This window comes from Streptomyces sp. (assembly GCF_035563135.1).
Taxonomy (GTDB): domain Bacteria; phylum Actinomycetota; class Actinomycetes; order Streptomycetales; family Streptomycetaceae; genus Streptomyces.
The window spans coordinates 1-11651 of record NZ_DATMVN010000766.1 but is presented as its reverse complement, the minus strand read 5'-3'; the positions used below and the strand labels follow the sequence as shown (position 1 = coordinate 11651).

General features: G+C 73.6%; 9 protein-coding genes and 1 pseudogene. 4 read left to right on the top strand and 6 right to left on the bottom strand.

Annotation, left to right across the window (positions count from 1 at the left end; genetic code table 11):
• Both VN520_RS34145 and VN520_RS34140 read right to left on the bottom strand, forming a co-directional pair.
• A pseudogene (locus tag VN520_RS34145) lies at positions 1-677 on the bottom strand (hypothetical protein); the annotation flags it as partial.
• A gap of 165 nt (positions 678-842) precedes the next feature.
• Positions 843-2225, bottom strand: coding sequence for a transcriptional regulator (locus VN520_RS34140; protein WP_325750825.1), 1383 nt, complete (start codon positions 2223-2225; stop codon positions 843-845).
• Positions 2226-2479: 254 nt separating this feature from the next.
• Between VN520_RS34140 and VN520_RS34135 the strand changes: the two genes are divergently transcribed.
• Genes VN520_RS34135 through VN520_RS34125 form a run of 3 tightly spaced genes read left to right on the top strand, consistent with a single transcriptional unit; the run spans position 2480 to position 5685 of the window.
• Positions 2480-3181: a bifunctional DNA primase/polymerase gene (locus VN520_RS34135; protein WP_325750824.1), complete on the top strand. Its 702-nt coding sequence runs from the start codon at positions 2480-2482 to the stop codon at positions 3179-3181.
• A 39-nt stretch (positions 3182-3220) separates the two neighbouring features.
• Positions 3221-4045: an ABC transporter ATP-binding protein gene (locus VN520_RS34130; RefSeq protein ID WP_325750823.1), complete on the top strand. Its 825-nt coding sequence runs from the start codon at positions 3221-3223 to the stop codon at positions 4043-4045.
• Positions 4042-5685 carry a transporter gene (locus VN520_RS34125; RefSeq protein WP_325750822.1) on the top strand — a complete coding sequence of 548 codons (1644 nt, stop codon included), beginning with the start codon at positions 4042-4044 and terminating at the stop codon, positions 5683-5685. The genes VN520_RS34130 and VN520_RS34125 overlap by 4 nt, the downstream gene beginning before the upstream one ends.
• 57 nt (positions 5686-5742) lie before the next feature.
• On the opposite strand, the gene VN520_RS34120 is transcribed toward VN520_RS34125, so the two are convergent.
• Positions 5743-6636 (bottom strand): alpha/beta hydrolase, encoded by an 894-nt coding sequence (locus VN520_RS34120; RefSeq protein WP_325750827.1) that lies wholly within the window; start codon positions 6634-6636, stop codon positions 5743-5745.
• Between the two features lie 700 nt (positions 6637-7336).
• Positions 7337-8029: a metal-dependent transcriptional regulator gene (locus VN520_RS34115; protein ID WP_325750821.1), complete on the bottom strand. Its 693-nt coding sequence runs from the start codon at positions 8027-8029 to the stop codon at positions 7337-7339.
• 208 nt (positions 8030-8237) lie between these two features.
• On the opposite strand from VN520_RS34115, the gene VN520_RS34110 reads away from it, so the two are divergent.
• A complete protein-coding gene (locus tag VN520_RS34110) occupies positions 8238-8993 on the top strand; it encodes an SIS domain-containing protein (protein WP_325750820.1) in 756 nt (251 codons plus the stop codon).
• A 141-nt stretch (positions 8994-9134) separates the two neighbouring features.
• On the opposite strand, the gene VN520_RS34105 is transcribed toward VN520_RS34110, so the two are convergent.
• A complete protein-coding gene (locus VN520_RS34105; protein ID WP_325750819.1) occupies positions 9135-10532 on the bottom strand; it encodes a PAS domain-containing protein in 1398 nt (465 codons plus the stop codon).
• Between the two features lie 365 nt (positions 10533-10897).
• Positions 10898-11530, bottom strand: a complete 633-nt coding sequence (gene pdxH / locus VN520_RS34100; protein ID WP_325750826.1) for a pyridoxamine 5'-phosphate oxidase — start codon at positions 11528-11530, stop codon at positions 10898-10900.
• Positions 11531-11651: the final 121 nt, after the last annotated feature.

Sequence of the window (11651 nt, the reverse complement as noted above, 5' to 3'; positions counted from 1 at the left end):
GGCTGCTGCTGGTGTCCGGCGAGGCGGGGCATCTGCTGGGTGGCGCCCGCGGGTTCCTCGCTGCGGAAGAGGCTGTCGAACTCCGCGGGCGGCTGCCGGTCGCCCGGGGCGCCCGGCCGGATCCCGTACGGAGCTCCACCGGGGACCGGGGGTATGTACTGGGTCGCGTCGGCGTCGGACGGCTGCGCGGGGGCGGCGGACCGGCCCAGGTACTGGGTGGACTCCGCCGGGCGCTCGGGCGGCAGCCCCCCGGGGAGGGGGCCGCCTCCGGGGAGGGGGGCGATGTACTGCGTGGCGTCCGCGTCCCCGCCCTGTCCCGTGGGACCGGCCTCCGGCGGCAGGGGCTGGGCGTACTGCTGCGGCTGCTGGTACGGGCCGGGCTGCTGGGGTGCGTAGCCCTGCTGCGGGGGCTGGTACTGCCCGTGCGGCTGCTGGTAGGCACCCTGCTGGTGCTCCGGTGGCAGCTGCCCCGGCGGCGGGCCGCCCTGGTGCGGGGCCTGCGGCCCCCAGGACCCGCCCCACGGCTGCCCTCCCGCGGGTGCGGCATGGTCCGGCTGCCCGCCCGCCGGCCCCCCCGCGTTCCAGGGGGCACCACCCTCCGCGGGCAGCACGACACCTTCGTGCGCGGGCCGTACAGCAGGAAGCTGCCGCTCGTCACCCTGTCCGCTCTGCGTCACCGGGACTCCTACGTGTGAACCTACGGAATCGTCGGCTCACGCTACCGGGTGCCCGGAGCCCTGCGCCAAGCACCCAGGACGCTCACCGCTCCTTCACACAGCGGGTGAGGCCCCGGGCGCCCGCGGCGCCGTCCCGGCCGGCCCACCGGGCACGGAGGCCGCCGGTCAGGCGGCCTGGAGTTCCCGCCTGGCACCGAACTCCCGCACCGCGGACTCGTCCGCGTACGGCTCGAACCGCTGCTGGAGGTCGTCGAGGTACTCGGAGCCCCGGCTGGAGCGCACCGTCGCCAGCAGTTCCATCGCCCGCAGCCCCGTGTGGCACGCCTGCTCCACCTCGCGCTGCTGCACCTGCGCGGTGGCCAGCAGCACCAGGCCGATGCCCCGGCGCCGGGCCCGGGACTCCGGGAGGGCCGCCAGGGCCTCCTTCGCCCGGCGGGCGGCCGGCTCGGCCTGTCCCAGGTCCCGGTGGCAGTGCGCCAGCTCGTCGGCGAGGTAACCCGCGTCGAAGTGGGTGATCCAGTCGGGGTCGTCACCCTTCTCCGGGTCGGCCTGCTCCAGCGCCGCCAGCGCCCGGCCCGCCGCGGCCTGGCAGGTGCGCGCATCACCCATCAGCGCGTGGCCCCGGGCCTCCGCCGCGTGGAACATGGCCTCCGCCCGCGGGGTCACCTGCCCCCGCGCGCCCTCCTGCGCGGCCCGGGCCAGCTGGGCGATCTCGCGCGGATTGCCCAGCTGCGCGGCGAGATGGCTCATGGACGCGGCCAGCACATAACCCCCGTACGCCCGGTCGCCCGCGGCCTGGGCCAGGCGCAGCGCCTGGATGTAGTACCGCTGGGCCAGCCCCGGCTGGCCGGTGTCCACCGCCATGTACCCGGCGAGTTCGGTGAGCCGGGCGACCGCGCCGAAGAGCTCGCGGCCCACCGATTCGCGGTACGACCCCGAAAGGAGCCCGGACACCACGCTGTTGAGGTAGTGCACCAGGACGGGACGCACATGCCCGCTGCCGAAGCGGTGGTCCAGGTCGACGAGCGCGGCCGTCATCGCCCGCACCGCCGTCACGTCCGGCGTTCCGACCCGGCTCCCGGCCGTCCGCGCCACCTGCGGGTCGGCGGCCGTGATCAGCCAGTCGCGGCTGGGCTCGACCAGGGCGGACGCGGCCACCGCCGAACCGGACAGCAGGTCGCGGCGGCCCACGTCACTGCGCCACAGCTCGCAGACCTGCTCGATGGCGCCGAGCACGGTGGGCGCGAACTGCAGACCGACTCCGGAGGCCAGGCTCTTGCCGTTGGCCATGCCGATCTCGTCGATCGTGACCGTGCGGCCGAGTTTGCGCCCGATCGCCTCGGCGATGATCCCCGGCGCCCTGCCGCGCGGCTGCTGCCCGCGCAGCCAGCGGGCCACGGAGGTCTTGTCGTAACGGAGGTCGAGCCCCCGCTCCGCCCCGACCATGTTGACCCGGCGGGCGAGACCGGCGTTGGAACACGCCGCCTCCTGGATGAGCGTCTGGAGCCGTTCGTTCGGCTGGCGGGCGACGAGAGGTCTGGCTGCCATTTTTCCCCCTGGGACCGCGGTAATTCGCTGAAGGCATCACTGCCCGGCACGACATGAGAAATGCCCGTATTCATCTGTATCCGGTGGTGCGGTGGTGAGTCGGCACAGTCCTGCATGTGGTTACCCCCGCACCGGTGCGCTTCCTCCCGCGCGCCCCCGCCCATGCATCCGTGCGCCCCGTGTGCGGGACCGGTCCGCCGCGAAGGCCGTACGGACGCCCGTAACCCCAGGTCGCGCCGGGAGTTGAGCGGGGCGTGGAAGAGACCATCGGAGTGACGGAAGCCGCCCAGGTCCCCCGGCAGCGAGGTGAGCAACTGATCGAGGCCGCCGCCTGGTACGCCCAGGAGCGGCACTGGGACGTGTTCCCGGGCACCTGGACGGTGGCCGCCGGGGGGACGGAGCGCTGCTCGTGCGGTGACGCCGGCTGCGCGGCCCCCGGTGCCCATCCGGTCCGTCCGGACTGGGCGGGCCAGGCGACGGGCAGCGCCGCCGCGGCCCGCCGGATGTGGTCGAGGCAGCCCGGTTCGTCGGTCCTCATGCCGACCGGCCGGACGTTCGACGTGCTGGACGTACCGGAGTCCGCGGGCTTCCTGGCCCTGGCGAGGACGGAGCGGATGGGTCTCACGACCGGCCCGGTGATCCGCACCCCGGACCGCCGGATGCTGTTCTTCGCCCTGCCGGGCGCCGCGGCCGGGGCGCCCGAGCTCGTACGGCGACTGGGCTGGGACGCCGGGGCCATCGGCCTGGTGGGGCGCGGCGAAGGCGATTACGTGGCCGCGCCGCCCACCCGGCTGGCCGGGCGCGGCGCCGTGCAGTGGGCCCGCCGCCCCTCCCGGGCCGATCTGTGGCTGCCCGGTGCGGAGGAGCTGATCAGCCCGCTCGCCTACGCCTGCGCACGGGAGGCGGCCGACGCCCGGACCCGGGAGGCGCCCGGCGCCCGGACCCGTCTTCCGTAGGGTGGTCCCCCACACGTGGGGACATCGAAAGGCAGTGCCATGCCGGAGCAGACGGACAGTGCGGACGTGACCGGGACGGCGGGTACGGCTCCGGGCCCGCCTCCCGCCGTGCGGGTGGAGGGGCTGTGGAAGCGGTTCGGGGAACAGGTGGCGGTCTCCGGGATCGATCTGGAGCTGCCCGCCGGCCGGTTCATCGGCCTGGTCGGCCCCAACGGCGCGGGCAAGACCACCACCCTCTCGATGGTCACGGGGCTGCTCAGGCCCGACATGGGACGGATCGAGGTCGCAGGCCACGACGTGTGGCGCGACCCGGTCGAGGTGAAGTCCCGGATCGGGGTGCTCCCGGAAGGGCTGCGGCTCTTCGAGCGGCTTTCCGGGCGTGAACTGCTGGGCTACACGGGGCGGTTGCGCGGCCTCCCGGGAGCCGAGACGGACAAGCGGGCCACCCAGCTGCTCGACGTCCTGGACCTCGCGGGGGCCCAGCACAAGCTGGTCGTCGACTACTCGACCGGGATGCGCAAGAAGATCGGACTGGCGTCCGCGCTGCTGCACAATCCCGAAGTTCTCTTCCTGGACGAGCCGTTCGAGGGCGTCGACCCGGTGTCCGCACAGACCATCCGCGGGGTGCTGGAGCGCTACACCCGCTCCGGCGCGACCGTGGTCTTCTCCAGCCATGTGATGGAACTCGTCGAGTCCCTCTGCGACTGGGTGGCCGTCATGGCGGCGGGACGGATCCGGGCCCAGGGCACGCTCGCCGAGGTGCGCGGCGAGGCCGCCTCCCTGCAGGACGCCTTCCTCGAACTGGTCGGCGCGGGCACCCGGGACACCGGTGAGTCCCTGGACTGGCTGGGCGGTGCCCGATGACGGTGCTGGACGCCCCCGCGGGTTCCGCCGTCCCGGCCGTACCCGGCCAGGGCCTCGTGCCCGTCTTCGTACGGCTCAAGCTGACGCTGCTGCGCAACGGGCTGCGCCAGTCGTCCGGGCGGCGGGCCGCCTATGCCGCCTCCCTGGTGGTCACCGTGCTGTTCGCGGCGGGCCAGGTGATCGGCCTGATCGCGCTGCGCGGCCATGCGCAGGCGGACACCCTGGTGGTGCTGCTGACGGCGGTGGTGGCGCTGGGCTGGGCGGTGATGCCGCTGTTCTTCCCGAGCGGTGACGAGACCCTCGACCCGGGCCGGCTGGTGATGCTGCCGCTGCGTCCCCGTCCGCTGATCGGGGCGCTGCTGGTGGCCTCGCTGATCGGCATCGGGCCTCTCTTCACGTTCACGCTGGCCCTCGGTTCGGTGATCGCGGTGGCGCACGGTGCGGCCGCCGCGGTGTCCGGGGCCGTCGCCGTGCCTCTGACGCTGCTCGTCTGTGTGGCGCTGGCGAGGTCCGTGGCCACGGCCAACATCCGGCTGCTGACCTCGCGCAAGGGCCGCGACCTCGCGGTCCTCAGCGGTCTGGTGATCGCGGTGGGCATCCAGTTCGTCAACTTCGGCGCCCAGAGCCTGGGCAGGGCGGGCGGGCTGTCCTCCCTCGAACCCGTCGCGGACGTGGTGCGGTGGCTGCCGCCGGCCTCGGCTCTCGGGGCGGTGGCGTCCGCCTCCGAGGGGTCGTACGGGACGGCGCTCGGTCAGTTGCTGCTCTCGGTGCTCGCGCTGGGCGGCCTGATGTGGCTGTGGCAGCGGAGCCTGGTGAAGCTGATGACCTCGCCGGACGGTTCCACGATCGCCGCCGCCGGGCCGGCGGCCGGCCGGGCGGGCGCCGGCCGCTCCGGGCTCCTGTCGCGGCTCCCCGAGGGACGTACGGGCACGGTGATGCGGCGGAGTCTGCTGTATGTCGTGCGGGACCCGAAGACCAAGGCGTCCTGGGTGACGGCGCTGGCGATCGGCCTGATCGTGCCGCTGCTCAACGCGGTGCAGGGGTCCGGGTCGGTCTACTTCGCGTGTTTCGCGGCCGGAATGCTCGGCATGCAGATGTACAACCAGTTCGGGCAGGACACCTCCGCCTTCTGGACGGTGGCGCTGTCGATCTCCTCGACGAGGGACGCTTACGTCGAACTGCGGGCGCGGGCGCTGGCCCTGCTGCTGATCACCCTGCCCTACACGGTCCTGGTGACGGTGGTGACCGCTGCGGTGCTCGGGGACCGGGGGGCGCTGCCGGGGGTCATGGGACTTTCGTTCGCCCTGCTCGGAGCGATGCTCGCGACCGGCGCGGTGGCCTCGGCGCTGTTCCCGTACTCGGTCCCGCAGGACGGGGCGTTCAAGAACGCCATGCCGGGGCAGGGCGGGCTCGCCTGGATCTCCGTCCTCGGCGGCATGGTGGCGGCCGCGGTGCTCAGCGGGCCCGTCATCGGGCTGACGGTCTGGCTGCACGTGGCGGGCCACCGGGACCTGCTGTGGCTGCTGTTGCCGGTGGGCGCGGTGTACGGGGCGTTCATCGCGTGGCTGGGCGTACGGCTGGCGGCGGCGCGCACGGCGGACCGGCTCCCGGAGATCCTGGCCGCGGTCAGCAAGGGCTGAGGACCGGCGCGCGGGGCGGGACCGCGGGGCACGGGGCGGCGGGCGGGGCGTCCGGGGTCAGGGGCTGACGGGCTCCCGGTCGCCCCGGAAATCCTCGGCGAGCTGTTCCAGGAAGGGCTCCACCGCCCTGCGCCAGCCCTCGGGCCGGTCGTAGTGGACGAGGTGGCCGGCGTCCTCCACCTCCGCGTACTGCCCGCGCGGCAGGACGCGGACCATCTCCTGGGCCTCGGCCCTGCCCAGTTGTCCGTCGATCCCGCGCAGGACCAGGGTGGGGCAGCGCACCTGCGCCAGCTCCTCCCAGTGGGCGTCGTGGACCCAGGTGGCCCGGGACGTCAGCATCTGCTCCTGGGAGAAGACGGGACGCCAGCCGTCGGCGTCCTCGGCCATCACCTCCGCGAAGAACTCACCGCGGGAGGGACTGGGCCGCTCCACCCAGGGGTCGTCCTCGCCGAACCACTTCCGCGCCTCTGCGAGTGACGCGAAGGGGAGCGGCCAGGAAGTGAACCAGTCCTCCCATTCGCGCTGCGTGGCCGCCCCGAGCGCGGAGGCCCGCATGTCACAGATGATGAGCGCCTTGACGAGATCGGGGCGCTTCGCGGCGAGCTGCCATGCGGTGAGCGCGCCCATCGAGTGCCCGACGAGGGTGACGGGGCCGAGGCCGAGCTGTTCGACGGTGGCCTCGGCGTCCGCGACGTAGGCCTCACGGGTGTAGGGGCCGTCGGCAGGCTTCTCGCTGTGCCCGTGGCCACGCTGGTCGAGACCGACCGGACGGTGGCGTTCGGAGAGCCAGCGGGCGACGGGGGCCCAGTGCGCGGCCCGGCCCATCAGCCCGTGGAGCATGAGGATCCCGGGGGCTTCGCCGGCCGCCGCGCGCCCTTCGGGCGGATCCGCGAACTCCCAGGCCGCGAGGCGTACGCCGCCGGATCCGGTCACATCGATGCGCCGCACCATAGGTTCTGGCACCCCCTTCTGGTCCTCGATCATCGTGCGTCGTGCGCGCCAGACTATCGAACGTTTATTCGAAATCCTGCTTCCGGCTCGCAACATCCCACGTTTGAGTGACAGCGGTTCAGGATTGATGACGGCCTCTCAGGGGAGACCTTCTGCGGGAAGCGGACCACTCGGGGACAGGGGTCCGCGGGGACTGACCTTGAGAGCTCGGGGCTCCAGGTCAGGGCAGGGGAGGACCGGCCCCGGCACCTTCGGGCGCCGGGGCCGTCCCCCGTTCCGCAGCGCGTGGGGCCGCGCTCACGGCGGGCCCGGGAGCACCCGTCGGCCACCGGAGCGGCACGGCGGTCCGCCGGAGCGGCACGGCGGCTCACCGGGGCCGGGCAGCGGTCCGCCGGGGCGATTCGAACGGCTCGTACGGTCGTGGAGGCGCGGGAGCAGGGGACGCCGAAAGGTCCGGCAGCCACCTCACGGTGCACGCGCCAGTGCGACGGGCGCATTTCCTGCTCCCTCCCCGGCCGCCCGGCAGGCCCTGCCGGTGCCCTCAGGTCATATGCCTGGCCACAGCCTGGCACGCGTTCCGCCCGGGCGCTGCGATTCCGGGCGGAAAACAGAAAACGGGGTGTACCGGTTCACATCTGCACGTGCATCCACACCGGCACCTGCAATTGCGCCAGGGCGCCGATGCGCACACAGGCGCTGGTCAGCGCTTGGCGACGAACACGTGCGAGGCGACTTCCGCACCCAATTCGGCCGCCTCGCCGCTGGAACCGACCAGCACCCCGCCGGCCGACTCGGTCACGCTGACGACGGAGCCGGGCTGCACACCGGCCCGCCGCAACGTGTACATCAGCTGCGCGTCGGCCTGGATCGGCTCACCGATCCGGCGCACCACCACGGTCTTGCCGTCCGCGCCCGGGTCGAGCTCGGCCAGGCTCACCATGCCCTCGTCCAGGAACGGATCGGCCTCGGCCTTCTCGCCCAGCTCCTCCAGCCCCGGGATCGGATTGCCGTACGGGGACTCCGTCGGGTGCCGCAGCAGCTCCAGCACCCGACGCTCCACGGCCTCGCTCATCACGTGCTCCCAGCGGCAGGCCTCGGCGTGGACCTGCTCCCACTCCAGGCCGATGACATCGACGAGCAGGCACTCGGCGAGACGGTGCTTGCGCATCACCCGCGTCGCCAGGCGGCGCCCCTCCTCGGTCAGCTCCAGGTGGCGGTCGCCCGCGACCTGGACCAGCCCGTCCCGCTCCATGCGCGCCACCGTCTGGCTGACCGTGGGACCGCTCTGGTCCAGCCGTTCGGCGATCCGGGCGCGCATGGGGACCACGCCTTCCTCTTCGAGCTCGAGGATGGTGCGGAGATACATCTCCGTGGTGTCGATCAGTCCGGACATACGTGCCCCTCGATGCTGTGACATGAAGTCGTCGTGCGATGGCCCTGCTCCAATTCTGACGCATGGCACCGGCAACCGTGCCCCGCCGTCGGGAGTCCATGCCGCCGGCCCGTCCCCAGTGCTATTGACAGCCCGCCGGTCCGGACCGCAACGTGATCCGCGACACGGGCACCGCACAGGTCCCCGCCCCGCAGGAAAGGCCTCCTCGATGAGCGACAGCAAGCTCGCCGGTCAGTTCTTCGACGCAGCGATCGGCCTGCTGGAGCGGGTACGTGACGAGGAGTCCGAAGCGATCGCCGCCGCGGGGGCCGCGATCGCCGGCACCGTCGCCGCGGGCGGCCGGCTCTTCGCCTTCGGCGCGGGGCACTCCTCGCTCGCCGCGCAGGACGTCGTCTACCGGGCGGGCGGCCTCGCCCTGATGAACCTGCTCGCGGTGCCCGGCACCGTCGGCGTCGACGTCATGCCGGCCACGCTCGGTTCCGCGCTGGAGCGGGTGGACGGCCTCGCGAGCGCCGTGCTCGACTCCAGCCCGGCCCGTTCCGGCGACCTCCTCGTGATCATCTCCCTGTCCGGGCGCAACGCCCTGCCCGTGGAGATGGCGCAGAACGCGCGGGCGCTCGGGCTGACGGTCGTCGGGGTCACCTCGGTGGCGTACACGAAGGGCACCCGGTCCCGGCACGCCTCGGGCGGATTCCTCCGGGACCACTGCGACATCGTGCTCGACAGCAAGATCGCGATCGGTGACGCGGAGCTGAGGGCGGAGGGTGTCGAGGCGCCGTTCGCACCCGCCTCCACGGTCGTCACCAGCGCGCTGATGCAGGCCGTGATGGCCACCGCGGCGGAGGAGCTCGTCGCCCGGGGCATCGAGCCGCCGCTGCTGCGCTCGGGCAACGTCGACGGCGGGCACGAGTGGAACGGGCGCGTGATGCGGGAGTACGGCGACCGCATCTTCTACCGGCACTGAAGCCCCGGCGGCACCGGGACCCCGGGCACCGGGGCCCCGGGGCGCACCGGAAACCCATCGGCGCCGGGGCCCTTCGGACGCCCGGCTCCTTCAGAGGCCGGGTGCCTTCAGAGGCCGGGTGCCTTCAGGCGCCCGGCGCCTTCAGGCGTCCCCCGCGTCCGGCCCCGGCGTCAGCCGGGCCAGGTCGACCGCCGAGGCGACCCGGGCCGCCACGCTCTCCGCGTACGTCACGTCAGGGCGTTCGAACGCCGTGCGGCCGGCCGTCCTCAGGAACGTCACCACACCCAGCGTCCGCCCCCGGCTCCGCAGCACCACGCACAGGGCGTGCACCGAGTCCCCCGGCCACCGGTGCTCCACCGCCCACGCCTCGCCCGCGCCCGCCGGTGCGGCGGCACGGACGGAGCCCGTGCGCTCCACGGCCTTCAGGGCCGGGTGTCCCGGCGCGTACCGCACCGGGAGCGGGCCGCCGGAGACCGGCAGGCAGGGCCCCGGCGCGTCGGACGGCGTGGCGGCGGCCCGCACGAGCCGCTCCCCCGTCGCCAGGTCCGCCAGCAGATCGACGACCACGTGGTCGGCGAATCCCGCCAGGGCGAAATCCAGCGACGTGGTCGCCGCCTCCATCGGGTCCTCGCACTCCGCCGCCTGGCGGGCGGCCCGGTGCAGCTGGTTCGCGCGAAAACGCGTCCGGTCCGCGTCCTGTTCCGCGAGCTTCGCCGCGGTGATGTCCCGGAACATCCAGCCGACCCCGAGCGGCACCGGTTCCTCCGCCAGCGGGGAGGCCAGCCTGAGGAAGCCGCTGCGCCAGCACCGCCGCCGGTCGCCCTCGGGGGTCCGCAGCGTCACCCACAGCTCGGCCGGGGCGGACGGCGCGCCCTCGGCGAGGGCGTGCTGGAGCGCCCCTTCCAGGTCCTCGGCGCCCTGCACGATCAGCTCGCCCAGCGGGCGGCCCAGCAGCCTCGTGCGCCCGCCGCCCAGCGCCCGGGCGGCGTACGCGTTGACCACGGTCGGGCGCAGGTCGACGTCGACGGCGACCACGCCCCAGGACGCGTCCTCGAACAGGGCCTCGCTGAGCGCGATGGACCGCTCCAGGTCGATCTGCGCGTGCACCTCGCTGAACGCGCAGTACACCCCGGCGGGCTTCCCGTCCTCGCCGCGCACCCCCGACGACTGGGTCCGGACGAGGACGCGCCCGCCGTCCTTGCGCAGCAGCGCGAATTCGTGGACCTGCCTGCCGGGCGCGTCCATGACGGCGAGCAGCCGTCCCTGCACGTCCTCCGCGTCCGCGCTCCGCACGGCCCACCCCGCGAAACCGCGTCGCCCCACGGCCTCCGCGGCGGTCCAGCCGAGGATGCGCTCGGCCTCGCGGTTCCAGTGGGTGATGGTGCCGTGCGCGTCGAACGCGCAGAGCGCGGCGTCCATCCCGTCGAGCAGCGCCGCGAGGAGACGGGACCCCGGGATCGCCGACTCCGGCGGCTCCCGCCCGGGGTCCTCCTCGGGACCGAGCGCGTCGGTGGTCCCGGTGCTCCTGGAAGCACTCACTCCGCACCTCCCGCAGGGCTTATTCCGCTTCACGTTCCGCATTACCGCACGTCAGACCATTGAACTCGAACGTGAGCCACCACACAGCCACTTCCAGGAAATCCGGTGTCCACCGGGGCCCGTTAATTCGCTTGCACGGCCGCGGGGGCGTTCCTAGGCTGTGGGCACACGCTGAAAGGAGGTGATCCGAAAAGTGCAGTCTTATCGGATTCGTGAGGTGGCTGCGGGCTGACAGCCCGTCGTCGCACACCGTGCACCTCGGCAGGCTGTCTGCCGAAACCCGAGCAGTCACCGACCCGCAGGCTCGCCGGTAAGTCCGGCCGGCTCCTCCGCAAGGAGGGACCAGAGCCTGCGGGTTTCCGCGTTCACGGGCAGAGCCGCTCCACCCGCCAGGCCGCGGCCGGGCTCTCCCGGACGTACCGGAGCCGGTCGTGCAGCCGGTTCTCCCGGCCCTGCCAGAATTCGATCGCGTCCGGCACCACGCGGAAACCGCCCCACTGCGGGGGCGCGGGGACCTTCTCGCCCTCCGGGTAGCGGGCGGCCAGCTCCTCGTAGCGGGCGGTCAGCTCCTCACGGGAGGCGACCACCGTCGACTGGTCGCTGGCCCAGGCACCCAGCTGGGAGCCGTGGGGGCGGGTGCGGAAGTACGCGACCGTCTCCTCACGTCCGACGCGGGCCGCGGTGCCTGTGACGACGACCTGGCGGGCGAGCGGGTGCCAGGGGAAGAGCAGCGAGACGTACGGGTTGGCCGTCAGCTCGCGGCCCTTGCGGGAGCCGTAGTTGGTGAAGAAGACCAGCCCGCGCTCGTCGTACCCCTTGAGCAGGACCGTGCGCGCGCTGGGCCGCGCGTCGCGGCCCGCCGTGGCGACGATCATCGCGTTCGGCTCCGGCAGGCCGAAGGCGGTCGCCTCGGCGAACCAGCGGGCGAACTGGGTGGTCCAGTCCGGAGCCAGGTCGGTTTCGAGCAGAGCGCCCCGTTCGCCGTACTCGCGTCGCATGTCCGCGGGGTCCGCCACGTGTCCTCCTCGATCGTCCCACCTGGCATGATGGCGCACCGCTGCCCCGGGCGGACGCTGTGGTGGAGGACTCACCGGCGGCACCGCACACCGGGCGCCTACG

Coding starts and splice junctions, on each gene's coding strand:
- VN520_RS34140 (WP_325750825.1), bottom strand. CDS start 2,225: ATGGCAGCCAGACCTCTCGTCGCCCGCCAGCCGAACGAACGGCTCCAG.
- VN520_RS34130 (WP_325750823.1), top strand. CDS start 3,221: ATGCCGGAGCAGACGGACAGTGCGGACGTGACCGGGACGGCGGGTACG.
- VN520_RS34125 (WP_325750822.1), top strand. CDS start 4,042: ATGACGGTGCTGGACGCCCCCGCGGGTTCCGCCGTCCCGGCCGTACCC.
- VN520_RS34120 (WP_325750827.1), bottom strand. CDS start 6,636: ATGGTGCGGCGCATCGATGTGACCGGATCCGGCGGCGTACGCCTCGCG.
- VN520_RS34115 (WP_325750821.1), bottom strand. CDS start 8,029: ATGTCCGGACTGATCGACACCACGGAGATGTATCTCCGCACCATCCTC.
- VN520_RS34110 (WP_325750820.1), top strand. CDS start 8,238: ATGAGCGACAGCAAGCTCGCCGGTCAGTTCTTCGACGCAGCGATCGGC.
- pdxH (WP_325750826.1), bottom strand. CDS start 11,530: ATGCGACGCGAGTACGGCGAACGGGGCGCTCTGCTCGAAACCGACCTG.